The organism is Streptomyces sp. NPDC002386, from assembly GCF_053593175.1.
Map to the genome: position 1 here is coordinate 855146 of NZ_JBSFBX010000001.1, position 25286 is coordinate 880431.

The window sequence follows — 25286 nt, forward strand, 5'->3', positions numbered from 1 at the left end:
CTGTCACCGCCGGAGCTGCTGTCGCCACCAGTGGTGTCGCAGACACCGATCGGGTCGCAGCCGGTCCCGCCGTCGTCCTCTCCGCCCTCCGTGCTCACACCCAGAGTGATCGGCCCGGCCTGGACGCCGAGGTCCAGGGCCGAGGCGGCGCCCGCCGCGGTGAGCGAGGCGCCGGCCGCGATCACGGCGCCGGCGGCTATCCGCGCGACCCGGATCCGCGTCTTCTTCGTCATGTGGTTGCTACCCCCAGTAGCTGTCGTCGATGAGGCGGCGCGTGGGGCTTGCCGTGATCGACGGGGGCAGCCGTGACGAGATCTGCGTCAATTCCCCCGGTTCACATGCGCCCCAGAGATACGCATGCCACGCTTCACCCTTCCGACTTTTCTGAGCATCGTCAAGGCCGTTGCGGGCGCAATGTCCGACGGAGCGGCGTTTGCCGCGACTTGGAACCTGTGAGTGTGATGTAAAACCCAGACAAACGACAACTGCCGCCCCAAGGGCGGCAGTTGTCATGTCGACAAAGTTACTTCTCCTGCTGCTTGCGCCAGCGAATGCCGGCCTCCAGGAACCCGTCGATCTCGCCGTTGAAGACGGCCTCGGGGTTGCCCACCTCGTGCTCGGTACGCAGGTCCTTGACCATCTGGTAGGGGTGCAGCACGTAGGAACGCATCTGGTTGCCCCAGGAGTTGCCGCCGTCGCCCTTGAGGGCGTCCATCTTGGCCTGCTCCTCCTGGCGGCGCCGCTCCAGCAGCTTGGCCTGGAGGACGTTCATCGCGGTCGCCTTGTTCTGGATCTGCGACCGCTCGTTCTGGCAGGAGACGACGATGCCGGTGGGGATGTGGGTGAGGCGCACCGCGGAGTCGGTGGTGTTCACGCCCTGGCCGCCGGGCCCGGAGGACCGGTAGACGTCCACCCGGAGGTCCGACTCGTCGATCTCGACGTGGTCGGTCTGCTCGACCACGGGGAGGATCTCCACGCCCGCGAAGGAGGTCTGGCGGCGTCCCTGGTTGTCGTAGGGCGAGATGCGCACCAGGCGGTGGGTGCCCTGCTCGACGGAGAGGGTGCCGTAGGCGTACGGCGCCTGCACGGCGAAGGTGGTGGACTTGATGCCCGCCTCCTCCGCGTACGACGTCTCGTAGACCTCGGTCTTGTAGCCGCGCTGCTCGGCCCAGCGCAGGTACATGCGCTGGAGCTTCTCGGCGAAGTCGGCGGCGTCGACGCCACCGGCCTCGGCGCGGATGTTGACGAGCGCCTCACGGGCGTCGTACTCACCGCTGAGCAGCGTCCGGACCTCCATCTCGTCCAGCGCCTTGCGGACGAGGACCAGCTCGGACTCGGCCTCGGCGCGGGTGTCCGGGTCCTCCTCCTCCTCGGCCATCTCGAAGAGGACGGCGAGATCGTCGATCCGGCCGCGCAGCCCCTCCGCCTTCCTGACCTCGGCCTGGAGGTGGGAGAGCTTGCTGGTGATCTTCTGCGCCTCGTCCGGGTTGTCCCACAGGGACGGCGCGGCCGCCTGCTCCTCGAGCACGGCGATGTCTGCCCTCATCCTGTCGAGGTCCAGGACGGCCTCGATCGACTCCATGGTCGAGGAGAGGGACTTCAGCTCTTCGGATACATCGACGACTGCCACGCATCCAGCGTAACGGCTCCGCCGAGCGGCCAGGGCAGGGCGGCTCGGCCGAACCTGTGGGCGACCGGTGCCGCCCCCGTCCGCCGCGTCACGGTGTCGACGTGCTGTGGGTGTCCGCCGGGGGTTCGTCGTCGCCCGACGCCGCCGCCCAGGCCCCCACCCCGACGGCGGCGGCCAGCACCACCCCCGCCACGCCCAGCGTGATCCGGCGCCGCCGCACCGCGGCCCGGTGCCGGGCCGAGCCCGGCCGGGGCGCTCCCGCCGCGCGCGGCGCCCGGGCCGTGCCGTGGGCCCCGCCCGCCAGCTCGTCCGGGGCCGGGACCCGCATCGAGGTGTGGGTGTCCCGGTTGGAGTCGGGTCTGGCGCCGGGCACCAGGGAGACCGCGCCCCGCCGCCGTACCGGTTCGTCCCCGGCCGCGTCCCGCGCCGGCTGGTCCTCGGCGTCGTCGGCGGACTCCGCGTCCGGCTCGTCCACGTCCAGCGGGGGCATGCCGGCCAGCAGGGGCAGCTGCTCCCGCAGCCGTGCCGCCAGCTCCGAGGCGCGCAGCCGGGAGGCGGGCGCCTTGGCCAGACACTGCACGAGCAGCGCCCACAGCTCCTCGGGGATGCCGGGCAGCGGTACGACGGTCTCGGTGACGTGCCTGCGCAGCACCGCGCCGGGGTGGCCGCCGCCGAACGGCGTGAAGCCCGCGAGGAGTTCGTAGAGCACCGTGGCCAGCGCGTAGATGTCCACGGCGGCGCGCGGCGGCAGGCCCTCGACGATCTCCGGGGCCAGGTAGTCCGGGGTGCCGATGATCTTCGTGGCCAGGGTCCGCTTCGGGGAGTCGATCAGCTTGGCCACGCCGAAGTCGGTGAGCAGCGCCGGGTGGGACCCGCCGGGGCCGAGCGGGCCCTGCATGTCGAGCAGGATGTTCTCGGGCTTCACGTCCCGGTGGACGACGCCGGCCGCGTGGGCGGCCGCGAGCCCGTCGGCGACGTCCGCGACGATCGCCACGGCCGACTCCGGCGAGAGCCGCCGCTCGCGCTCCAGGCGGGTGCGCAGGTCGGTGCCGCGCACCAGGTCCATGACCAGGGCGAGGTCGTTGCCGTCGACCACCAGGTCGCGCACGGAGACGATGTGCGGGTGCTCCAGGCCGAGCAGCGCGGTGCGCTCCTGCACGAAGCGCCCGACGAGTTCCTGGTCGGACGCGAGGTCCTCACGCAGCAGCTTGATCGCGACGGGCCCCTCCGGTCCCTCGCCCAGCCACACCGTGCCGGCACTGCCCCGCCCCAGGATCTGGTTCGCGGTGTACCGGCTGCCGATCTTCCGTGCCAAGACTGCTCCTACCGACGCGTGTTGTCGCCGCTGCGTCATCCCGGAGGGCGACCCCCGGACTCCTGGCCGGCGGACCAGGACCCCTGGGCGACAAAACTACGCGTCGAGTGAGCCAACCTTCACCGCCGAGGCGGAAATCACCCGCCGGAAGTCGACAAATTCCCTAACTGGCGTTCAGTTGCCGCTGTTGGAGGAACTGTCGAGCTGCTTGATCCAGTCGCCCACCTTGCCGGCCCAGTCGCTGAGCTGGGACCAGTAGCCCCGGCCCTGGCCGACCCAGGTGTGCAGCGGGGTCAGCTCCCAGACCAGCCAGCTCGCGACGACCAGGATGACGATCGTGAACAGGCAGCCCTTGAGGCAGCCGAGTCCGGGGATCTTCATCGGGTTGGCGCTGCGCTGCCGCGGCGCCCGGGGCTCGCGCGCGGGGCGCTGCGGCTCCGGGGCGGGGGGCGCGTACCGCTGCGGCTGGCGTTGCGGCCGGCGCTGCGGGGCGTACTGCTGGGGCTGCTGGTCCGGGTAGCCGTATCCGGCGTGCGGCTGCTGCCTGCCGCGCGGCTGCGGCTGCTGCGGGCGTCCCTGCTGGGCCTGGCGCTGCTGCTGCGGCCGGGCGACCTGGCGCTGAGGACGGCGGCGCAGCGGGTCCTCGTCGGGGTCGATGTACTGGACCTGCGTCTGCTCGTTGCGGTCCCGGGCGGCGCGGAGCTGGTTCTGCCAGGGGTGCGGCTGGTCGGGCTGCTGTCCCTGCGGGCCGGTGTTCGGCAGCACCGCCGTCGGGTCCGCCGCGCCGGTGTTCGGCAGGACGGCGGTGGGGTCGGCGGCCCCGGCCGGGCCGCCGGTGTGCGGCAGGACGCTGGTCGCGGAGTTGGGGTCGTACCCGCCCTGGGGCGCGTTCGTCGGCAGTACCTGGGTGGGGTCGGCGGCGCCGGGCACCCCCGGGACGGCGGCCGGGGCCGGGTCGGGGGCGAGCAGGGCGCCCACGCCCTCGGCGGCGGCGATCTGCGCGGAGTTCGCGTGCACGCCGACGCCCTCGGCGACGACCCGCAGCCCGCGGGCGAGGTTCTCCGCGCTGGGCCGCTCGTCGGGGTTCTTGCGCAGGCAGCGCTCCATGACCGTCCACAGCGGGTCCGGGACGGTGGAGGGGCGGCGCGGCTCGGCGCTCAGGTGCTGGTGCAGCACTTCGAGGGCGCTGCCGCCGGAGAACGGCGGGCGGCCGGTGACCAGCTCGTACAGCAGGATGCCGGCGCCGTACACGTCGACCGCGGAGGTCTGCGGGCGGCCCTCGGCGGACTCCGGCGCGACGTACGCGGGCGTGCCGACGAACTCGTGGGTGCGGGTCAGGCCCGGGGAGTCGGCGAGGCGGGCGATGCCGAAGTCGGTCAGCATCGGGTGCATCCGGCCCTCGTACTGCTGGAGCAGCACGTTGGCGGGCTTCAGGTCCCGGTGCACGACGCCGTCGGCGTGGCTCGCGGCGAGGGCGTCGGCGATCTGCGCGGTCATCAGCGCGGCGGCGACCGGCGTGAAGGGGCCGTTCTCGCGCAGATAGCGGTGCAGGTCGGGACCGTCGACGAGGTCCATGACGAGGGCCAGCAGATCGCCCTCGACGACCAGGTCGCGGACCCGCACGATGTTCGGGTGGGTGAGCCTGAGCAGGACGGAGCGCTCGCGCAGGAAGCGCATCACGATGTCCGGGTCGCTCGCCAGCTCCTCCTTGAGGACCTTGATCGCGACCGTCTCGCCCGGCTGGCCGGGCACGGCCGCCTCGGCGCCTGCCGTCTCGCGCTGGCGGGCACGCCAGACGGTGCCCGTGGCGCCGCGTCCGAGCGGCTCCTCGAGCAGGTACTTGCTGCCGACTGGCCGCACGTCACGCGCTCCCTGCTGCTTGCTTGCCGGTGTTCTGGTGTTCCGACCCACTGTAGTGCCGGTCCACAGGGCACTACGTAAGCGTTCCCGACGATGTTCGCCGGTCCGCCCGGACCCCGCCCGTCGGGCCGTGGCTCCAGGGGTTCCGGTTCGAAGGGAAGACGCTCGCTCCGGTCCCCCGGTTGCCAGGTGCCGTACGTGACCGATCTCAACTGATCATCGGCGCACCACTGGTCAGGCACTTTTGGGGGCAGAGCTGACCAATCAAGATCACTTGGCACCGGGTCGTGGGCACGTTGTCAGTGACAGGTGCGAGGATGCGTGCAGTACTGGCCGACGTGCTCGTGCGGGGGGTGGGGTAGTCCGCGCCCGGGCAGAAGGGACCGCTGACGGCGATGCAGATCCGGCTGACCGTCGTAGATCCGCTGGGCCCGTCCCCGCAGCGGGGCCGTGCCGTGAGCCGCGACGTGCTGGTGACGGCCCCCGCGGGCACGGATCTGGCCGCGGTGGCGTCGGGACTGGCCACGGCGGTCGCCGGAGAGGGCGGCGCGGGCCGGGACACCGGCGGCGCCCCGGTGGTGCTGTACGCGGGCGCGGAGCGGCTGGACGCGCGCCGCCGCGTCCTGGGCGAGCCCCCGCTGGTCGACGGCGCCGTGCTGTCCCTGGGCGCTCCAGCGGCCCCCGAGCCGCATCCCGAGCTGGACGACGCCCCGACCCAGTTGCACGTGGTCGCCGGGCCGGACGCGGGCGGGGTCCATCTGCTGCACGGCGGCCGGATCACCGTCGGCCGTTCCGCCGACGCCGACGTACCGCTGGACGACCCGGACGTCTCCCGGCTGCACTGCGCGGTCACGGTCGGCGCCGACGGCAGCGTCTCGGTCACCGACCTCGGCTCCACGAACGGCACCGCCCTGGACGGCACGCGCGTCGGGGAGCGCGCGGTGCGGTTCCCCGCGGGCGCGCTGCTGCGGATCGGCGAGTCCGCCCTGCGGGTTACGCCGTCCGGGGGACCGGGGGCACGCACGGCGACGGTGCCGGACGGGGAGGGGTGCCTGCGGGTGCTCCCCCGGGAACCGGGGCACGCGCGCGTGGAGCCGCCGGCCGCCGGGGGCGGTACGGACCCGGCCGGGCCCACCCGGCACACGTACGGCTCGGCGGACCACGGCGCCGGCCACGACCGCGTGGCGCCCCTGGTACCCGGGCAGGCCGGGGCCCCGGGCGCGGAGAGCCTCGGCGCTCCGTACGGCGCCGGCGGCGGGGACACGCACGCCGGGCCGCACGGCGTCGACGCCCACTCCCGTACCGCGTTCGCCGAGGACACCGGCCGCGGCACCCCCGAGGGCTCACCGCCGCGGGGCACCGGCGTCCCGCCGGGGGTGCGGCGGCGCGGCGGGCTCGGCGCGTGGGCGCGCCGGCTGGCGGGCGGACGCGGGGAGCAGTCGCCCGCCGGTCCCGAGGAGTACGGCACGGTGCCGGGCGGGATCTCCGCCGGGAGCACCGGCGCCGCCCAGCGGCCCGAGACCTGGCCGGACCCGGCCGCGCTGCTGCTGACCGCGCTGGGGCCGGGCCCCCGGCTGTGGGAGCGGGGGCCGGGGCATCCGGAGGCGCTGACCGTGCGGCTCGGCACGGCCGACCGGGGCGCGCCGGACGGCTCGGGCGTGCTGCCCGCCGTCCCGGTGACCGCCGCGCTGCGCGAGGCGGGCGCGCTGGGCCTGGCGGGGCCGCGCCCCAGGCTGTCCGGGCTGGCCCGCGCGGTGCTGGCCCAGCTCGCCGCGCTGCACTCCCCCGACCTGCTGGAGATCGTGCTGATCAGCGCGGACCGCGCCCGCCCGGTGGCGGAGCGCACGGCCGAGTGGTCCTGGCTCGGCTGGCTGCCGCACGTCCGTCCCGGCCACGGCCAGGACTGCCGCCTGCTGCTCGCCCACGACCGTGAACAGGCGGCGGCGCGCACGGAGGAACTGCTGCGCCGGGTCGAGGAGTACGCGGCGACGGGCCGGGGCGCGGCCCAGCCCCGGACGGCCCCGGACGGGCGCGGCGCCCCCGGGACCGCTGGCACCGCGCACACCGCCACCGCCTCCGTACCGGGTCCGAGGCAGCACGACGCCCACAGGGACCCGGGCCACCGCGCCCACCCGGACCCGGCGGCCCACGCCATCCACCCGGACCCGGCCTTCCCCGGCGGACCGGACTCCGCCACCGGCACGGCGTTCGGCACTGCGGCCCCTCTCACCTCCCCGGCGGGCGGTCACGCCGGACCGGGCGGGGCACGCGACGTCGCCCCGGCCCCGCCGCCCGCTCCCGGTCCCGCGGACGCCCGGTCCGAGGCGGCGGCGCGCCGCCCCTCGTGGGCCAGGGAGGACGCCGGGCCGGCCGGGACCGGCGGTTTCCCGGGGCCGTACACGGTCGTCGTCGTGGACGGGGACCCCGGGGGCGCGGCCCTGCGGGAGTCCCTGGCGCGGCTGGCCGTGGCCGGGCCGCGGGCCGGGATCCACGTGGTGTGCCTCGCCGAGACCGAGCCCGCCTCCCCCGCCTCGCCCGTGACCCGGACCTACGAGGCGGCCTGCGAGGCAACGCCCACCTTCCGGCACTGCGGGGCCGTCGCCCTGCTCGGCGGTGACGTCGCCGGCGCGCTCCATCTGATGCGGGTGGCACCCACCGGGCCGGTCGGCCCGGGCACCCTCGCCACCGTCGACGCCGTCTCCCCCGCCTGGGCCGAGCGGTTCGCGCGGGCCCTGGCGCCGCTGCGGCCGGACGGCCCGCTCGCCGAGCCGCACGCGCGCGTGGCCGTGCCGCTGCCGGCCTCCGCGCGGCTGCTGGACGAGCTGGGGCTGGCCCGGGCCACCCCCGCCTCGCTGATGGCCCGCTGGGCGGACGCGGCCGACGACACGGCGTCCCCGGCCGGCCGGGCCAGGGCGGTGCTGGGAGCCGGACCGCACGGACCGCTCACCGTCGACCTGGTCGCCGACGGGCCGCATCTGCTGATCGAGGGGCCGGCCGGCAGCGGCCGTACCGAGCTGCTGCGAACGGTGGCCGCCTCGCTCGCCGCGGCCGAGCGGCCCGACCGGCTGGGCATGGTGCTGATCGACGGCCGGGACGGCGTCGGCACCGGCGCGGGACACGGCGAAGGGCTGCGCGTCTGCACGGACATACCCCATGTGACGACCCACCTCGTGGCCAACGACCCCGTACGCATGCGGGAGTTCGCGCAGTCGCTGACGGCGGAGCTGAAGCGGCGCGCGGAGCTGCTGGGGCTGACGGACTTCGCCCAGTGGCACAGCGGGCACGAGACGCAGGGCCGGATCGTCGCGCAGCGCACCGCGAACGGCCGCCCCGCCGGCTCCCGACCAGCCGCCGGCCCGGCGGATCCGACCGGGGACATAGAGGCGCCGCCCAGTTCCACGCTGCGGCTGCGGCCCGGTGGCGCCTCACGGCAGCGCGCCGAGGCCGCGCCGCCGCTGCCCCGGCTCGTGGTGGTCGTCGACGACCTGGACGCGCTGGTCTCCCCCGCGCTCGGCTCGCCGGGCCGGCCCGCCGCCGGGTCGGTGCTGCGGGCGCTGGAGGCGGTGGCCCGGGAGGGCGAGCGGCTCGGGGTGCACCTGGTGGCGACAGCCGGCGCGGGCGGCCGTACGGCGGAGACGGAACCGGCCAGGCGCGCCACCCTGCGCATCGCGCTGGACGCGCCCGCCGCCGGGCGCACCGGCGCGATCGCGGCCGAGCGGGGCGGCGAGCCAGGCGGGGAACCGGCGCCGGGGCGCGGCCGGCTGACGTACCCGGACGGACGGGCGGTCGGCTTCCAGGGCGGCCGGGTGACCGGCCGTATCCCGCGCACCGCGACCCAGCGGCCCACGGTGGTGCCGCTGGAGTGGCAGCGCATGGGCGATCCGCCGGCCCGTCGGCCGGTGCGGGAGCTGGGCAACGGCCCGACCGACCTGGCCCTGCTGGCCAGCGCGGTGCAGCGGGCGGCCCGCGAGGTCGCCGCGGCCCAGGTGCCCTCGCTGCTCTGACGGATGCCCTCGCCGCTCCGGCGGACCGTCCCGCAACGCCACGCATACCCCGCCGATCACGAGCCGGTCACGATGGACCGCTGGACGGCGCAGGCGCTCTTGCCGCCTGCGTCCGGCCCGGCGTAGACCGGACCCGACGGGACAGAGTTCTGACGTTCAACGGAGAACGACGAACGGGGAAGTGATGCGCAGCAACAGCGGCACCATCCGGACACACAGGGCCGTCACCACGCTCGCCGCACTGCTCGCGGGAGCCCTCGCGCTGACCGCCTGCTCCGGCGGCGACAGCGACAAGAAGGGCGACGGCGACACGGGCGGCGAGGCCACCGGCTCCACCCTCGACCTGCCGAAGCTGAACGGCGCGAAGCTGGAGGTCGCCGCCGTCTGGACCGGCACCGAACAGGCGAACTTCAAGAAGGTCCTCGCCGAGTTCGAGAAGCGCACCGGCGCGAAGGTGACGTTCGTCCCCGCGCAGGACCCGATCATCAACTTCCTCGGCTCCAAGATCGCGGGCGGTCAGCCGCCGGACGTGGCGCTGCTGCCGCAGCCGGGCGCGATCAAGCAGGCCGTGCAGAAGGGCTGGGCGAAGCCGCTCGGCGCGGACGCGCTCAAGGAGCTGCGGAAGAACTACTCGCAGGGCTGGCAGGACATCGGCAAGGTCGACGGCAAGAGCTACGGCGTCTACTACAAGGCCGCCAACAAGTCGCTGATCTGGTACAACGCCAAGGCGTTCGAGAACGCGGGCGCCAAGGAACCCAAGAACTGGCAGGACCTGCTGACCACCGCGCAGGCGGTGTACGACTCCGGGGTCACCCCGTTCTCGGTCGGCGGCGCCGACGGCTGGACGCTGACGGACTGGTTCGAGAACGTCTATCTGTCCCAGGCCGGCCCGGAGAAGTACGACCAGCTCGCCCAGCACAAGATCAAGTGGACCGACCCGTCGGTGAAGCAGGCGCTCACCACGCTCGCCCAGATCTGGGGCAAGAAGGACTACGTGGCGGGCGGCGCGGACGGCGCGCTGCAGACCGAGTTCCCGGCCTCCGTGACCCAGACCTTCACCGGCGGCGACCAGCCGAAGGCCGCCATGGTCTACGAGGGCGACTTCGCGCAGGTCAACATCGGCGACACCAAGGCGAAGGTGGGCACGGACGCGAAGGTGTTCCCGTTCCCGGCCGTGGGTTCCGACGCGCCGGTGGTCTCCGGCGGTGACGCGGCCGTCGTGCTGAAGGACTCCAAGGCGGCCCAGGCCCTGGCCACCTTCCTGGCCTCCCCGGACGCGGCGACCATCCAGGCCAGGCTCGGCGGCTACCTCTCGCCGAACAGGAACGTGCCGGAGTCGGCGTACCCGAACGAGGTGCAGCGCACCATCGCCAAGTCGCTGATCGCCTCCGGCGACGACTTCCGCTTCGACATGTCCGACCAGGCCCCGCAGGCGTTCGGCGGCACCCCCGGCAAGGGCGAGTGGAAGGACCTGCAGGACTTCCTGAAGAACCCGAAGGACGTGGCGGGCGCCCAGGCACAGCTCGAGAAGGACGCGGCGGCCGCGTACGGGAACGGGAGCTGATCCGGCCATGGCGTCGGCAGCGGCGGCCGGGGCCCCACCGGGCCCGGCCGCGCCCAAGAGCCGCAAGAGCGTGACCGGCACCCGCCGGACCGTGGCAGCCCTGTTCCTGCTGCCCGCCCTGGTGCTGCTCGGCGCGCTCGTGGTCTACCCGATCGGGTACTCGGTCGTCCGCAGCTTCTACAACGCCTCCGGCGACGGCTTCGCCGGGTTCGACAACTACAAGGCGCTGTTCACGGACGACGGCATCCGCACGGCCCTGAAGAACAACATCATCTGGGTGGTGTTCGCGCCCACGGTCTCCACCGCGCTCGGCCTGATCTTCGCGGTGCTGACCGAACGGGTGCGCTGGGGAACGGCGTTCAAGCTGGTCGTCTTCATGCCGATGGCGATCTCGATGCTGGCGGCCGGGATCATCTTCCGGCTGGTGTACGACCAGGACCCGGACAAGGGGGTCGCCAACGCGGTGTGGGTGGGGGTGCACGACACCTTCGCCCAGTCGTCGGCGTTCCCGAAGGCGCACCCGGGCCGTGAGTCGCCGCTGAAGGCGGACGCGGGCGGGTTCGTCACCTCGGCCCCCGTGCACGCCGGGCAGCCGGTCGCGCTCCCGCTCGTCGGGGTGGCCCCGGACCAGATGCCGGACGGCGCGAAGAAGGCCGTGGCCGCCGGGGCCGAGCCGGGGAGGATCACCGGCACCACCTGGCAGGACTTCACGCGCGGCAAGGGCGTCGGCCGGCTGGGCTCGCCCGACCCCTCCGAACTCGGTTACGCCGGAATGCGGATCGAGGCGGTGAAGGACGGCAAGGTGGTGGCCTCCGCGGAGGCCGCCGGCGACGGCACCTTCACGCTGCCCGCGTCGGCCGACGGGGCGCTGCTCCGGCTGCCTGCGAGCAACTTCAAGGAGCCGTACAACGGCGTCGACTGGCTCGGCCCGGCGCTGGTCACCCCGGCCGTGATCGGGTCGTACGTGTGGATGTGGGCGGGCTTCGCGATGGTGCTGATCGCGGCGGGGCTCGCGGGCGTCCCCCGGGAACTGCTGGAGGCGGCGCGCGTGGACGGCGCCACCGAGTGGCAGGTGTTCCGCAAGGTCACCGTGCCGCTGCTCGCGCCGGTCCTCGCGGTGGTCGTGGTCACGCTGATGATCAACGTGCTGAAGGTCTTCGACCTCGTCTACATCATCGCCCCCGGCTCCTCCCAGGACGACGCCAACGTGCTGGCCCTCGAGCTGTACCGCAAGGGCTTCGCGGAGGGCCAGCCGGGCATCGCCAGCGCGATCGCGGTGTTCCTGCTGCTGCTGGTCATCCCGGTGATGCTGTTCAACATCCGCCGGCTCAGGCGGGAGGTGCGGCGATGACCGCGACTGCCGGAAGGATCGGGAAGGTGAAACCCACCGACACGGCCGTGCGGGCCCCGCAGTCGTGGGCCGCGCGGATCACCGGGCGGCTCGGCGGCGGGCTGGTCCGCTTCTTCCTGCTCCTCGTGGGCCTGTTCTGGCTGGTGCCGACCGTCGGCCTGCTCATCTCCTCGCTGCGCGCGCCGGAGGACATGAGCGCGAGCGGCTGGTGGCAGGTGTTCGCCAAGCCGTCCCAGCTGACCTTCGACAGCTACCAGAAGCTGCTGGAGAACGGCGACATCACCAACTCCCTGGTGAACACCGTGCTGATCACGGTCCCGGCGACCGTCCTGGTCGTGGTGATCGGCTCGCTCGCCGGTTACGCGTTCGCCTGGATGGAGTTCCCGGGCCGGGACTGGTGGTTCCTCGGCGTGGTCAGCCTGCTGGTGGTGCCGGTGCAGGTGGCACTGATCCCGATCGCCGAACTGTTCGGCGAGATCGGCCTGTTCGGGACCATTCTCGGGGTGATCCTGTTCCACGTCGGCTTCGGCCTGCCGTTCGCGGTGTTCCTGCTGCGCAACTTCTTCGCGGAGATCCCCAGGGAACTCCTCGAGGCGGCCCGTCTGGACGGCGCGGGTGAACTGCGTGTGTTCACACGGGTGGTGATGCCGCTCGGCGGGCCCGCGATCGCGAGCCTCGGCATCTTCCAGTTCCTGTGGGTGTGGAACGACATGCTGGTCGCGCTGGTGTTCACCAAGTCCGGCTCGCAGCCGATCACGGTCGCCCTGCAGACGCAGGTACGGCAGTTCGGCAACAACATCGACGTGCTGGCGCCCGGCGCGTTCATCTCGATGGTGATCCCGCTGGCCGTGTTCTTCGCGTTCCAGCGGCAGTTCGTCTCCGGGGTGATGGCCGGCGCGGTCAAGTAGCGGCGCTTGGGACGGACTTCGTGGGGCGGGCCCGCCGGGGCCCGCCCCTCGGCGTGTAGCCGAGGTGTTCGTGCTGTCCCCCGAACGCCGTACGCGCCGTAACCAATTCACTCCATCGGCCGTTCCCGGGCCAGACGCCCGTGCCGACCGACCCATGGATGTCCCGTGCCCAGGTTCACTGTGATTGTCCCCGCGTACCAGGTCCAGGCGTATCTGTCCGAGTGTCTGGACTCGGTGCTCTCCCAGTCCTACCCCGATCTCGAACTGATCGTGGTGGACGACTGCTCCCCGGACGCCTGCGGCGCCATCGCCGACGAGTACGCGTCCCGCGACGCCCGGGTGCAGGTCGTGCACCTCCAGGAGAACCAGGGTCTCGGCCCCGCCCGCAACACGGGCATGGCCCGGGCCACGGGCGACTACCTGCTCTTCCTGGACAGCGACGACACGCTCACCCCGGACGCGCTGCGCGCGATCGCCGACCGGATCAAGGAGACCGACGAGCCGGACGTCCTGGTCTTCGACTACGCGCGCACCTTCTGGGACGGCGGGACGGTCCGCAACCAGGTGGCCGCCCACCTCACCGAGCGGGGCCCGGCGCCGTTCCGCCTGGAGGACCGCCCGGGGCTGCTGCGGGTGCTGATGGTCGCCTGGAACAAGGCGTACCGGCGGGAGTTCGTGACGGAGCGGGGCTTCGCGTTCCCGCCCGGCTACTACGAGGACACTCCCTGGACCTTCCCGGCCCTGATGGCGGCGGAGTCGATCGCCACCCTGGACCGGGTGTGCGTGCACTACCGGCAGCGCCGGCGGGGCAACATCCTGGGCACCACCAGCCGCAGGCACTTCGACGTCTTCGAGCAGTACGACCGGGTGTTCGCCTACGTCGAGCGGCATCCCGAACTCGATCGCTGGCGTCCGGAGCTGTTCGGCCGGATGATCGACCACTTCGTCACGGTCCTCAGCCGCCGGGACCGGCTGCCGCGCGGCAGCCGCGCCGAGTTCATGCGCCGGGCCCGGGCCCACCACCGCCGTTACCGCGTCCCCGGCGCCGGGGTGCCGGCCCGCTCCCGGCTGCGGCACACCCTGGTCCGCTTCGGCCTGCACCGCACCTTCGGCGCCCTGCGACTGGCCGCGGCCCTCCGGCGCCGCTCGCTGACGCACGCGCGGAGGCTCACCCGCGGCCTGCGGGCCGGCGCGCTCCGGCTGCACTACCGGATCCAGCTCCGCCTTCCGCTGCGCGCCGACCGCGCGGTGTTCGCCTCCCAGGAAGGGCCCGGCGGGGGGCCGGGCGCGCTGGAGGAGGCGTTCCGCACGCACGCCCCGCACATCCGCACCGCCTGGATCGTCCGCCCGGAGCACCAGCACGCGGTTCCGCCCGGACCGCGCCGGCTGCTCCCGGGCACGGCCGGTCACTGGACGGCGCTGGCCCGCTCCAAGTACCTCGTGCACGACGGCCACTTCGGTCCCGGACTGCGCAAGCGCCCGGGCCAGGTCTTCGTCCAGACCGAGCAGGGCACCCCGCTCGGGCACCGGGGCCTGGACCTGCAGGAGCGTCCGGCGGCCGCCGGGGGCACCGACTTCGAGCAACTTCTGCGGGCCGTCGACCAGTGGGACCACGTGCTGTCCGGCAACCGGCACACCACCCTGACCTGGGAGCGCGTGTACCCGGGCCGCTACACCACGCTGGAGTACGGCTCGCCGCGCAACGACGTCTTCCAGCGGGCCACCCCGGCGGACGTGGCCCGGCTGCGCGAGTCGCTGGGCGTGCCGGAGGGCGCGGTCGCCGTCCTGTACGCGCCCGCCCACCGCGACCACCGCCGCACCCAGCTCCCACTGCTCGACCTGGAGCGGATCCAGCGCCGGCTCGGACCGCGCTTCGTCGTCCTCGACCGCTCCCCCGCCCCGCGGGGCGGCTCCCCGGAGGAGGGCGGCCACATCGTCGACGTCTCCGGACACCCGGACGTGGCGTCCCTCTGCCTGGCCTCGGACGCGCTGCTCACCGACTGCTCGTCCCTGATGTTCGACTACGCGTGCCTGGACCGGCCGATCGTCGTGCACACCGGGGACTGGGACGTCTACGCGGCGACAAGGGGGGTCTACTTCGACCTGCGCGCCTTCCCGCCGGGCGCGGTCGCCGCCGGTGAGGAAGAGCTGATCGACGTCTTCGCCTCCGGCCGGTGGCGCGACTCCGGCTCCGGCCGGCTGCGGGCGGCCTTCCGGGAGCGGTTCTGCCCGTACGACGACGGGCACGCCGCCGAGCGGGTCGTACGGCGGGTCGTACTGGGCGAGACGGAGCGGCTGCCTGCGTTCGTCCCGCTCGCCGAGCGCAGGCCGGTGCCGTCGGCCGCCGCGGCGCTCGCCCGTTCCCCGCTCGCCAGCGTGCCGCAACCTTCCGGCCCGCGCCCCGTCACCGAGAGCCGCTGAACAGCGTTGGTCCTGCCGGGAGTCCCGATGCCCCTCAGTACGACGCGGCCCACTCCGGTCCGCCCGTCCACCTGGCGTCCCGCCGGACGGCCGGGCCGCTTCGGCAGGACGACGCGGGCCGGCAGGACAACGCGCGCCGGTAAGACAACGGAAAGAGCAGAATGCCCCGCTTCAGCATCATCGTCCCGTCCCACGGGGTCGCCGGCCGGCTGTCCCAGGCGCTGGACTCCGTCCTGGGCCAGTCCCTCGGCGACCTCGAGCTGATCCCGGTCTGCGACGGACCGGACTCCCCGGCCGCCGCGGTCGCCGCCGCGCTCGCCGAGCGGGACTCCCGGGTGACCCCGGTCCACTCGCCGCCGTCCGCCGGTCTGAGCGGGGCGCGCAACGCCGGGATGCGGGCGGCGGGCGGCGCCTACGTACTGTTCCTCGACGGCGACGACCTGCTGCTGCCGGGTGCGCTGGCGGCCCTGGACGCGCGGCTGACCGAGACCGCGGGCGTGGACGTGCTGTACACCGAGCACGAGCGGACCCCCTGGTGGGAGGGCGAGCCGGCCAACCCGGCCGGGACGCTGCTGGCGAAGGCGCCGAAGGGGGCCTTCGCCCCGGACCGGTTCCCGGAGCTGACCGGCCTGCGGCTCCCGGTGTGGGGCACCGCCTACCGCCGGACCTTCCTCACCGAGCACGGACTCCTCTTCCCCGAGGGCCACTTCACCGACGTCGGCTGGAGCGGGCTGGCCGGCGTCGCCGCCGAGCGCATCGCGGTGCTGCGCCGGGCCGTCGTACGGCACCGCTCGCGCCGCCAGGGCAGCCGGCTCAACCTGCCCGGGCCGCACCAGCACACGCTGCTGGACCAGGTGGAGCTGGTGCTGACCCGGGCGGCCGTGGCAGGGGTGTCCGCCGAGCGGGCGCGGGCCCTGTTCGACCAGCTCTTCGCGCACGTGCTGCGGACGGCGTCCCGCCCGGAGCGGCTGCCCTCCGGGCACCGCGCGTTCTTCCGCCGGGCCGGGCGGCTCCACCGCAAGCACCGGCCGGGCGGGTACCACGCACCCGCCGGCAGCCTGGGGGTGCAGCACCGGCTCCTGGCGACGGGCGCGTACACCGCGTTCCGGGCACTGCGGGGCGCCAACCGGGTGGCGTCCCGGACCGCCGAGCGGCTGCCGCGCCCGCGCATGCTGCGCACCCGGCTGCGCTACGCCCGTGAGCTGCGCCGTCCCCTGGATCCCCGGCTCGCGGTGTTCTGCGCGTACTGGGGCCGCGGATACGCCTGCAACCCGGCCGCGATCCACGCCAAGGCACGGGAACTCGCCCCGCACATCCGCTCGGTGTTCCTGGTCGAGGCGGACCAGGCCCATGCGATGCCGGAGGGCGTCGAGTACGCCGTGATCGGCTCCCGCCGCTACTGGGAGGTGCTGGCCCGCGCCACGTACCTGGTCAACAACGCCAACTTCGCCGAGGGCGTGGTGAAGCGGCCGGGCAGCGTGCACCTGCAGACCCAGCACGGCACGCCGCTGAAGACGATGGGGGTGGACCAGTCGACGTACCCGGTGGTGGCGGCGCGGTCCGGCAGCTTCACGAAGCTGCTGGGCCGGGTGGACCGCTGGGACTTCAACCTGTCGTCCAACAGCCACTCCACGCAGATGTGGGAGCGCGCCTTCCCCGGCTCGTACGAGCACCTGGAGTACGGCTATCCGCGCAACGACGTCTACTTCACGGCGACCGCCGAGGACGTCGCCCGGGTCCGCCGCGAACTGGGCGTGCCCGAGGGAGCGACGGCCGTGCTGTACGCGCCGACCCACCGCGACCACCACACCGGGTTCGAACCCGGCCTGGACCTGGAGGCGTTCTGCGAGGCGGCCGGCGAGGACGTCGTCGTACTGCTGCGCGCCCACTACTTCTACGACCGGGGGCGCCCGGCGGGTTCCGGCCGGGTCATCGACGTCACCGCGCACCGCTCCTCGGAGGACGTGTGCCTGGCGGCGGACGCGCTGGTCACGGACTACTCCTCGATCATGTTCGACTACGCCGACCTGGACCGGCCGATCGTGGTGTACGCCGACGACTGGGAGGTCTACCGGGAGACGCGGGGCGTCTACTTCGACCTGCCGGCGGAGCCGCCGGGGCCGGTCGCCCGGACCGCCGGTGAGCTGGCCCGGATCTTCGCCGACGGCTCCTGGGCGGGGCCGGAGTCCACGGCGCTGCGAGCCGCGTTCCGGGAGCGGTTCTGTCTGTTCGACGACGGGCTGGCCGCCGAACGCGTCGTACGGCGGGTGCTGCTCGGGGAGCCGCCCGAGGCGATCCCGCCGGTGATCCCGCTCGCGGAACGCGTCCCCGCCCCCGCCGCCGCGACCCTCGTGAGGAGCTGACCCGTGCCCCGCTTCAGTCTCATCGTCCCCTGTTTCAAGGTGCAGGGCTTCCTGCGCGAGTGCCTGGACTCGGTGCTGCGGCAGTCCTTCGGCGACTTCGAGCTGATCGCCGTGGACGACCGCTCCCCGGACGGCTGCGGCGCGATCCTGGACGAGTACGCCGCCCGCGACCCGCGGGTGGAGGTGCTGCACCTGCCGGAGAACGCCGGTCTCGGCCGGGCCCGCAACGCCGGGCTGCCGCACGCCACCGGCGACTACCTGTTCTTCCTGGACAGCGACGACACGCTCACCCCGGGCGCGCTGCGCGCCATGGCCGACCGGCTGACGGAGGCCGACGACCCGGACGTGCTGGTCTTCGACTACGCGCGCACCTACTGGTGGGGCGGCACCCGGCGCAACGCCCTGGCGCACGTGCTCGCCGAGGCCGGCGCCGAGACCTTCACGGCCGCCGGCCGGCCGGAGATCCTCGATCTGCTGATGGTGGTGTGGAACAAGGTCTACCGGCGCGACTTCGTCGAGGAGAACGGCTTCGAGTTCCCGCCCGGGTACTACGAGGACACCCCGTGGACCTTCCCGGTCATGCTCAGCGCCCGGCGGATCGCCGCGCTGGACCGGATCTGCCTGAACTACCGGCAGCGCCGGCAGGGCAACATCCTGTCCACCACCAGCCGCAAGCACTTCGACATCCACGACCAGTACGAGCGGGTCCTCGCCTTCGTGGACGGGCGCCCGGAGCTGGCCGGCTGGCGGCCCTACCTGCACCGCAAGATGGGTGAGCACTGCCTGGACATCCTCGCCAAGCCGGACCGGCTGCCGCCGGCGGACCGGGCCGAGTTCTTCCGGCGCACGGCGCGGATGTTCCGCCGGTACCGGCCCGAGGGAGCCCTCGTGGACGGTGAGGTCGCCGTGCTGGAGGGCGGCTACGCGCGGTACCTGCTGAAGCGGCAGGCGGGGCGGGCCGGCCGGGAGGCCGTACGGCGGGCGGCGCCGGCCCGGCGGGCCGTCGGCGCCCGGGCCCGGCGCGGCTGGGCCGCTCTGCACGCGCACCGGCCGCTGGACGAGAGCCTGGTGGTGTACTCGGCGTCCTCGCACCGGGGTGTGCTGGGCGATCCGGCCGCCGTCTACCGCAAGGCGCTGGAGATCGCCCCGCGGCTGCGCGGGGTGTGGGTGGTGCGCGACGAGGAGGCCGCCGGGCGGCTGCCGGCCGGCGTCGAGCACGTGCTCGTGGACTCGCGGCGCTGTCTGGAGATCACCGCGCGCGCCAAGTTCTTCGTCAACGACGTCAACTGGCCCGGTGCGCTGGCCAAACGGCCCGGCAGCGTGCACATCCACACCCATCAGGGCACGCCGCTGAAGTACATGGGCGCCGACCTGCTGGACAAGCCCGGCGCCCGGCTGGGTTTCGACGTGCCGCAGATGCTGCGCCGGGCCGACCGCTGGGACTACAGCCTGGTCGCCAACCGCCATTCGGAGCTGGTCTGGGAGCGGGCCTACCCCTGCCACTTCACCTCGGTACGCACCGGCAGCCCGCGCAACGACGTGCTGGTCGGCGCGGCCGGCGACGCGGGCGCCGCCTTCCGGCTGCGGCACGGCATCCCGGCGGACCACACGGTGGTGCTGTACGCGCCGACCCGCCGGGACTACCGGCGCGGCGGGCACGTGGACCGGATCGACCTGGCCGGGTTCGCGGCCGACCTCGGGGAGGGCAGCACCCTCGTGGTCCGGCTGCACCCGACACTGGCGGCCGGTCCGGCGCGCGGCATGGGTCTGACCGAACTGGCCCGGCGCGGGGTCGTGGTCGACGCGACGGACGAGCCGCACGTCGAGGAGGTGATGCTGGCCTCGGACGTGCTGGTCACGGACTACTCGTCGCTGATGTTCGACTACGCCGTCCTGGACCGGCCGATCGTGGTGCACGCCGACGACTGGGCCGCGTACTCCGCGAGCCGGGGCGCCTATCTCGACATCACCGCGGAGGCGCCGGGCCATGTGTCCCGCTCCTACCGCGAGCTGGTGTGGCAGTTCACGTCCGGGGCGTGGCGGGACGAGGAGTCGCAGCGGCTGCGGGCGGACTTCCGGGCCCGGTACTGCGAGTTCGACGACGGGCGGGCCGCCGAGCGGGTCGTACGGACGCTGCTGCTCGGCGAGTCCATGCCGGCCTGGCCGGGGTCCGTGCGGATCCCCGGCCAGGCGGTCGGCGGCGAGCCGGCGGCCCCGGAAGCGAGGCCGGCCGGTCGCCGGTGACGGGTCCGGCTACTCGATGACGAGGTCGACCTCGATGTTGCCGCGGGTGGCGTTGGAGTAGGGGCAGACCTGGTGGGCGGTCTCGACCAGCTTGCGGCCGGTCGCCTCGTCCACGGTCTCGGGCAGCTCCACGCGCAGCGTCACCTTCAGGCCGAAGCCCTCGCCCTGCTTGCCGATGCCGACCTCGGCGGTCACCGCCGCGTCGGTGACGTCGACCTTCGCCTGCCGGCCGACGAGGCCGAGGGCGCTGCCGAAGCAGGCGGCGTAACCGGCGGCGAAGAGCTGCTCGGGGTTGGTGCCCTGGCCGTCGCCGCCCAGCTCCACCGGCGGGGCCAGCTTGACGTCGATCTTGCCGTCGGAGGAGACGGCACGACCGTCGCGGCCGTGGGTGGCGGTGGCGACAGCGGTGTAGAGCGCGTCCATGAAGACCATCCCTCTGGAAGTCGGTTTGTGTTCCGGCGGCTCCGGTCGGGCCGCCTCACGGCCACAAGTAGAGCACACAATTAAATTGTGCACAACTAAATGGCCTGAAAGAGCTACCCTGGAGCCATGAGCGCCTCGCCGACCCCGCCGCCCCCGCCGGCAGCCGAAGCCGCCCCGGACTCCGAGTGGCTGCGGCTGGACCGCCAGATCTGCTTCTCGCTGCACGCGGCGTCCCGCGCCTTCAACGGCGTGTACCGCGTGCTGCTCAAGGACCTCGGGCTCACCTACCCGCAGTACCTGGTGCTGCTCGTGCTGTGGGAGCACGGCGATCTGCCGGTGAAGAAGCTCGGGGAGCATCTGCGGCTCGACTCCGGGACGCTGTCGCCGCTGGTCAAGCGGCTCGAAACGGCCGGCCTGGTCACGCGTGAGCGCAGCGCGCACGACGAGCGCTCGGTGCAGGTGCGGCTGACCGGGCAGGGCGCGGCCCTGCGCGAGCGGGCCCTCGAGGTGCCGCGCCGCATCGCGGCGGCCACGGGCTTCGAACTGGCGGAGATCGGCGAGCTGCGCGAGCGCCTGGACCGGCTCACCGGCGCGCTGGACGCGGCGGCACTCGCGGAGGCCGCGGAGCCCCGCTGAGGACGGGGAGGGCCCGGCGGACGTAGAGCCGCACGGCCACCTCGCCCCGCACGGACTCCTCGGCCGGCGCGAACTCCCCCGCCAGTACGGCCGTTTTGGCCCGTTCGACGGGGCTGCCCGGCGTCCACCGTCCGGCCAGCACATCGCGGTCGGCGACCACCCAGACGCGCTCCAGCCGGGCCAGCCGGTGACGCAGGCCCGTCGGTCCCGTTTCCCGTCCGTAGAGGGTCCCGGACTCGGCGGCCGGCTCCACCAGTGCCAGGTCCCGGGTGCCGCGGAAGGCCGCCGGGTAGGTGAGGGCCGCGTTCCGTGTCCGCGCCGGCAGGAACAGCACGGAGTCCCCCGGCCGCAGTTCCCGGTCGGCGGCGCGGGCGACGGCGGCGAGGTCGTCGGGGCGGCGGGCCGGGTCGCGGTCGGCGCGGAGCAGGGGGAACTGGTGGGTCAGCGCCAGCAGGACCGCCACGGCACCGGCCAGGGTGGCGAGGGGGGCGTGCACGCGGAACGACAGCAGCCGGTCGGCCCCCGCCGCCACCAGCAGCGGCGCGCCCGACAGGGCGTAGAGCACGTACCGGTCGACGTACAGCGGCGACATCTGCGACACCAGCATCAGCGCGGCCGGCGGCACCACGGCCAGCGGCGCGGCGACACCCGCGCACGTCGGCCCGCCCCGCCGCCCGGCCCGTGCCAGGAGTCCCACCAGGGCCAGGCCCAGGCACACCCAGAACACCCCGTCCGTCGGCCCGAGGAACGTGCGCAGCAGCCCCCGCGCCGTCGCGGGCGTCGGCGGTCGCAGCCACGCCACCTGCGCCGACTGGGCCCTGGACGCGAGCACCAGCGGCAGCAGCCCGAGCCCCGTCACGGCGGCCGCGCACCCCCAGCCCCGCCACACCCGGGGCCCCACCCGGGTCAGGGCCAGCGACAGCGCGTGGGCGGGGAGCAGCAGCACCGCGAACTCGTGCAGCCAGCAGGTGAGGGCGACGACCGTGCCGTAGGCCCACCAGGTACCGCCGCGCAGGGCCCGCACGAGCAGCAGCGTCGCCGCCGTGGCGCCGGCCGCGACCAGCGCGTAGGAGCGGCCCTCCTGGGCGTAGTGACCGGCCATCGGCGAGACGGCGTACAGCAGCCCGGCCCAGAGCCCGACGCGCGGGCGCGCCAGCCGGGTGCCGAGTGCGGCGACCAGGCCGGCGGTCAGCGCCGCCGCGCACACGGACGGCAGCCTGAGGACGACCTCGCCGGGGTGGACGGCCAGGACGGCGTGCATGAGGAGGTAGTACAGGCCGTGCACCGCGTCCACGCCGTGCAGCAGCCGCCAGATCTGCGGCACCGTGCGGCGGGCCACCTGGAAGGTGACGGCCTCGTCGCGCCACATCCCGCCCCGGTCGAGCCGCCAGCAGCCGAGCGCGGCCATCACCAGCGCGGGCACGCACACGGCGGCGGCCCGCCGGAAACGCTCCCGCCGGCCCGTCCGGGCGGCGACCGGCCCGGCGGACGCCGCCGCCCCGTGCAGCTGCGGTTTCGGCTTCAGGGGGGACCCGAGGTTCACCACGGCTAGATCTTTTGCGATTAGCCAACCTTTGCCGGGGAATGACGGCGTATCGGCAGGAATACACCATCCGCCCGGATTAGGCTCCCGCGTGATGAACCGTCTCCGTGTCACCCCCGGCCCGGTCCTCGCTCTCACCGCCGTCTGGCTCGTCACCCGCGCCCTGATGTCGTGGCTGCTCACGCACGACAGCTCGCCCCTGCTGGGCGGGGGCGCCGTGCCGCGCGAGGTGTGGCGTCTGTACTTCCACTGGTACGGCGTGCTGTCGCACGGCGCCTTCCCGGCCCACGACAGCACCTGGCAGTACCCGCCGGGCGCGGGCGTGGTGCTGCTGGCGCCGGGTGCGCTGCCGTGGCTCACGTACTTCCAGTCGTTCGTGGCACTGGCGCTGGCCGCGGACGCGCTCATCGCGGCGGCCCTGGTCCGGGCGGCGGCGCGGCCCGGCGGGAGCCTGCTGGGAGCGTCCCTGTGGACCTGCGGGCTGCCGCTGCTGCTGCACATCCCGCTCGCCCGGTACGACGTGCAGGTGACCGCGCTCGCGGTGGCCGCCCTGCTGGCGTCGGGTCGCTCGCCGCGCGCGGGCGGTTTCCTCGGGGCGCTGGGCGCGCTGGTGAAGGTGTGGCCGGCGCTGGTGCTGCTGGGCATGCCCCGGGGGGACGCGACCCGCCGGGCGTGGGGGTGGGCGGCGGCCGGCGGCGGACTGGGGTTCGCCCTTCTCGCCGCCTCGTTCAGCGATCCGCTGGCGTTCCTGCGGGGACAGGGCGGGCGGGGCGTGCAGATCGAGTCGCTCGGCGGCACCGCGCTCAACCTGGCGCGCCACGCCGGCTGGCCCGGCCGGACCCGCTACCAGTACGGCGCGATCGAGCTGGTCGGCCCGTATGTGCACGCCGTGGCCACGGTCTCCCTCGCGCTCACGGCGGCCGCGTTCGGGCTGCTGGTGCTGTGGCGGCTGCGGGCGCGGCACTGGAGCCCGGCCACCCCGTACGACGCCGCGCTCGCCGCGGTGCTGCTGTTCACCGTGACCAGCCGGGTCATCAGCCCGCAGTACCTGATCTGGCTGCTGGGCCTGGCCGCCGTGTGCCTGGCCTCCCGGCACACCAGCCAGCGCCCGGTGGCCGTGCTGCTGCTCGCGGCGAGCGCGCTCAGTTCGCTGGCCTACCCGATGCTCTACCGCGAGGTGGTGGGCGGCACCTGGACCGGCTGTCTGCTGATGCTGGCCCGCAACGCGCTGCTGGCGGCGGCGGCCGTGCTGTCCTTCGTCCGGCTGTGGCGCTCGGCCCGGCCGCCCGCCGGAGAGCCCGCTCCCCCGGTACGGCTCCGCCCGGATTCCGACCGCCTCCCCGATCGAGCACTGAGCGGCCTGTAACGGGGTAATACAGACTTTCCTACGTTTCCAGCCCGTGGATCCCATGAGTACTGAACCGCGAGAACCGCACCCGCCACCCCAGGTCGGTGTCGTCGTCATCGGCTACGACGACGCCGCCCACGTCGGCGACGCCGTGCGCTCGGCGCTCGACCAGGGGCCGGCCGTCGGCGAGGTGATCGCCGTGGACGACTGCTCGACGGACGGCAGCGGCGAACTGCTGGAGAGACTGGCCGCCGGGGAGCCACGGCTGCGGGTGGTGCGCCGGAGCGCGAACAGCGGCGGCTGCGGCAGCCCGCGCAACGCCGGGATCGACGCGGTGACGATGCCGTACGTGATGTTCCTCGACAGCGACGACGTGCTGCCGCCCGGTGCGGTGGACGCGCTGCTGACGGCCGCCACCGAGGCGCGCGCCGAGGTCGCGGGCGGGCTCTGCGTGCGCCGGGAGCTGCCCTCGGGGCGCGAACAGCCGTGGCAGGCGGCGCTCTACACGGCGCCCGCCGTCCTCGCGCGCCCCTCCCAGCGCCCCCGTCTCGTCCACGACACCCTGTGCGTCAACAAGCTGTACCGGACCGGCTTCCTGCGCGAGCACGGCGTCCGCTTCCCCGAAGGCCGCTTCCTCTACGAGGACTTCGTCTTCACCGCCCGCGTGCTGGCCGCCGCGCCGCGCGTCGCGCTCGTGCCGGACCGCGTGTACGTGTGGCACGTGCGCCGGTCGGCCGAGCGGCTCTCGCTCTCCCTCGCCCGTGAGGACATCGGCAACTGGCGGGCGCGCACGGAGGCGTGCGCGCTGGCGTACGACATCCTGCTGAGCGCCGGGCAGAAGGTGCTGGCGCGCGCCGCGCGGGCCAAGTTCCTCGACCACGAGCTGCGCATGTACGCGCGCGAACTGGGCTTGCGCGACGCGCACTACCGGCGCGCGTGGTGGGCGCACACCCGCGAGTACCTGGCGCGCTACGACGCGGCCGACTGGGAGCTCAACCCGGCGGCCCCCGGACGGCTCCTCGGCCGGGTCGTCCTGGAGTCGCCCGAGCCGTGCGACCTGCCCCGTCTGAGGGAACTCGCCGCCCGCCCGGCCCGGCTGCTCCCGCCCTACGCCCGCTCGGCCGACGGCACACCCGTCTGGTCCCCCGAACTGCCGCAGGTCACCCTCGCGCCTCTCCTCACCCGGCCCGCCGGTGTCCTGCCCCTCGCGCTGGACGCGGAGCTGCGCCCGCGCGCGCGGGACACCCGGCTGCGTCTGCGGCTGCACGAGCTGTACGGACGGCTGGCCGCGGCCGGACCGCGGGAGCTGGACGTGGAGTGGCGGTCCCGGCAGGACGGGCACACGGCCCAGCGCGTCACGACGTCCCTGGCGCCCGCGGGGGCGGCGCGCTGGACGGCCGAGGTGCCCGCCGACCCGGCCGCGCTCGGGGCCGGCACCTGGGACCTGCGCCTGACCGTGCGGTTCGCGGACGGCACGGACCGCGAGGTCACCGCGCACGCCCTCGCGGGCGCCGGCCGGCTGCGCCGGCGCGTCGTCCCGAGCGCCCGGCACGGCGTGCTGCTGGTCCAGCCGTACGCCACCCACTCCGGCGCCCTGGCACTGCGCGTGGCGACCGGCGCACACGGAGTCATGGCGGTGGCCCGCAACCGGCTGCGCCGCCTGCTTCACTGACCAC

The 25286-nt window shown here is 74.3% G+C and carries 15 protein-coding genes and 1 pseudogene; 10 read left to right on the top strand and 6 right to left on the bottom strand.

The window, feature by feature from the left end; translation table 11 throughout:
- From ACWCPN_RS03880 to ACWCPN_RS03895, 4 genes and pseudogenes are all read right to left on the bottom strand, one after another.
- Positions 1-233, bottom strand: a pseudogene (locus ACWCPN_RS03880) (hypothetical protein); the annotation flags it as partial.
- 290 nt (positions 234-523) lie between these two features.
- Positions 524-1630 (bottom strand): peptide chain release factor 2, encoded by a 1107-nt coding sequence (prfB, locus tag ACWCPN_RS03885; protein WP_451202216.1) that lies wholly within the window; start codon positions 1628-1630, stop codon positions 524-526.
- An 88-nt stretch (positions 1631-1718) separates the two neighbouring features.
- On the bottom strand, positions 1719-2945 hold the full coding sequence (locus ACWCPN_RS03890; RefSeq protein ID WP_451202218.1) for a serine/threonine-protein kinase: 1227 nt from the start codon (positions 2943-2945) through the stop codon (positions 1719-1721).
- A 174-nt stretch (positions 2946-3119) separates the two neighbouring features.
- Positions 3120-4805, bottom strand: coding sequence for a serine/threonine-protein kinase (locus ACWCPN_RS03895; RefSeq protein WP_451202219.1), 1686 nt, complete (start codon positions 4803-4805; stop codon positions 3120-3122).
- Between the two features lie 395 nt (positions 4806-5200).
- Between ACWCPN_RS03895 and ACWCPN_RS03900 the strand changes: the two genes are divergently transcribed.
- From ACWCPN_RS03900 to ACWCPN_RS03930, 7 genes are all read left to right on the top strand, one after another.
- Positions 5201-8809 (top strand): FHA domain-containing protein, encoded by a 3609-nt coding sequence (locus ACWCPN_RS03900; protein ID WP_451202220.1) that lies wholly within the window; start codon positions 5201-5203, stop codon positions 8807-8809.
- 184 nt (positions 8810-8993) lie between these two features.
- A complete protein-coding gene (locus ACWCPN_RS03905; protein WP_451202221.1) occupies positions 8994-10373 on the top strand; it encodes an ABC transporter substrate-binding protein in 1380 nt (459 codons plus the stop codon).
- A gap of 7 nt (positions 10374-10380) precedes the next feature.
- Positions 10381-11724: a carbohydrate ABC transporter permease gene (locus tag ACWCPN_RS03910; protein ID WP_365126802.1), complete on the top strand. Its 1344-nt coding sequence runs from the start codon at positions 10381-10383 to the stop codon at positions 11722-11724.
- Positions 11721-12632, top strand: a complete 912-nt coding sequence (locus ACWCPN_RS03915) for a carbohydrate ABC transporter permease (protein ID WP_451202223.1) — start codon at positions 11721-11723, stop codon at positions 12630-12632. The genes ACWCPN_RS03910 and ACWCPN_RS03915 overlap by 4 nt, the downstream gene beginning before the upstream one ends.
- 165 nt (positions 12633-12797) lie before the next feature.
- Entirely contained in the window at positions 12798-15053 is a 2256-nt protein-coding gene (locus ACWCPN_RS03920) for a bifunctional glycosyltransferase/CDP-glycerol:glycerophosphate glycerophosphotransferase (protein ID WP_451202224.1), read from the top strand.
- A gap of 161 nt (positions 15054-15214) precedes the next feature.
- Positions 15215-17416 carry a bifunctional glycosyltransferase/CDP-glycerol:glycerophosphate glycerophosphotransferase gene (locus ACWCPN_RS03925; RefSeq protein ID WP_451202225.1) on the top strand — a complete coding sequence of 734 codons (2202 nt, stop codon included), beginning with the start codon at positions 15215-15217 and terminating at the stop codon, positions 17414-17416.
- Positions 17417-17419: 3 nt separating this feature from the next.
- Entirely contained in the window at positions 17420-19660 is a 2241-nt protein-coding gene (locus ACWCPN_RS03930; protein ID WP_451202227.1) for a bifunctional glycosyltransferase/CDP-glycerol:glycerophosphate glycerophosphotransferase, read from the top strand.
- Positions 19661-19669: 9 nt separating this feature from the next.
- Here ACWCPN_RS03930 and ACWCPN_RS03935 read toward each other — a convergent pair whose 3' ends face one another.
- The gene (locus tag ACWCPN_RS03935; protein WP_199210759.1) at positions 19670-20083 is read right to left on the bottom strand and encodes an organic hydroperoxide resistance protein; all 414 of its coding nucleotides are present in this window, start codon (positions 20081-20083) and stop codon (positions 19670-19672) included.
- Between the two features lie 126 nt (positions 20084-20209).
- Between ACWCPN_RS03935 and ACWCPN_RS03940 the strand changes: the two genes are divergently transcribed.
- The gene (locus tag ACWCPN_RS03940) at positions 20210-20719 is read left to right on the top strand and encodes a MarR family winged helix-turn-helix transcriptional regulator (RefSeq protein ID WP_365126790.1); all 510 of its coding nucleotides are present in this window, start codon (positions 20210-20212) and stop codon (positions 20717-20719) included.
- On the opposite strand, the gene ACWCPN_RS03945 is transcribed toward ACWCPN_RS03940, so the two are convergent.
- The gene (locus ACWCPN_RS03945; protein WP_451202229.1) at positions 20667-22265 is read right to left on the bottom strand and encodes a glycosyltransferase family 39 protein; all 1599 of its coding nucleotides are present in this window, start codon (positions 22263-22265) and stop codon (positions 20667-20669) included. The two genes, ACWCPN_RS03940 and ACWCPN_RS03945, sit on opposite strands and share 53 nt — an antisense overlap.
- A 91-nt stretch (positions 22266-22356) precedes the next feature.
- Between ACWCPN_RS03945 and ACWCPN_RS03950 the strand changes: the two genes are divergently transcribed.
- Together ACWCPN_RS03950 and ACWCPN_RS03955 are read left to right on the top strand one after the other, a co-directional pair.
- A complete protein-coding gene (locus ACWCPN_RS03950) occupies positions 22357-23628 on the top strand; it encodes a glycosyltransferase 87 family protein (protein WP_451202230.1) in 1272 nt (423 codons plus the stop codon).
- Between the two features lie 43 nt (positions 23629-23671).
- Positions 23672-25282, top strand: a complete 1611-nt coding sequence (locus ACWCPN_RS03955; protein WP_451202231.1) for a glycosyltransferase — start codon at positions 23672-23674, stop codon at positions 25280-25282.
- Positions 25283-25286 lie beyond the last annotated feature (4 nt).

Coding starts and splice junctions, on each gene's coding strand:
- ACWCPN_RS03900 (WP_451202220.1), top strand. CDS start 5,201: ATGCAGATCCGGCTGACCGTCGTAGATCCGCTGGGCCCGTCCCCGCAG.
- ACWCPN_RS03905 (WP_451202221.1), top strand. CDS start 8,994: ATGCGCAGCAACAGCGGCACCATCCGGACACACAGGGCCGTCACCACG.
- ACWCPN_RS03910 (WP_365126802.1), top strand. CDS start 10,381: ATGGCGTCGGCAGCGGCGGCCGGGGCCCCACCGGGCCCGGCCGCGCCC.
- ACWCPN_RS03915 (WP_451202223.1), top strand. CDS start 11,721: ATGACCGCGACTGCCGGAAGGATCGGGAAGGTGAAACCCACCGACACG.
- ACWCPN_RS03925 (WP_451202225.1), top strand. CDS start 15,215: ATGCCCCGCTTCAGCATCATCGTCCCGTCCCACGGGGTCGCCGGCCGG.
- ACWCPN_RS03935 (WP_199210759.1), bottom strand. CDS start 20,083: ATGGACGCGCTCTACACCGCTGTCGCCACCGCCACCCACGGCCGCGAC.
- ACWCPN_RS03940 (WP_365126790.1), top strand. CDS start 20,210: ATGAGCGCCTCGCCGACCCCGCCGCCCCCGCCGGCAGCCGAAGCCGCC.
- ACWCPN_RS03950 (WP_451202230.1), top strand. CDS start 22,357: ATGAACCGTCTCCGTGTCACCCCCGGCCCGGTCCTCGCTCTCACCGCC.
- ACWCPN_RS03955 (WP_451202231.1), top strand. CDS start 23,672: ATGAGTACTGAACCGCGAGAACCGCACCCGCCACCCCAGGTCGGTGTC.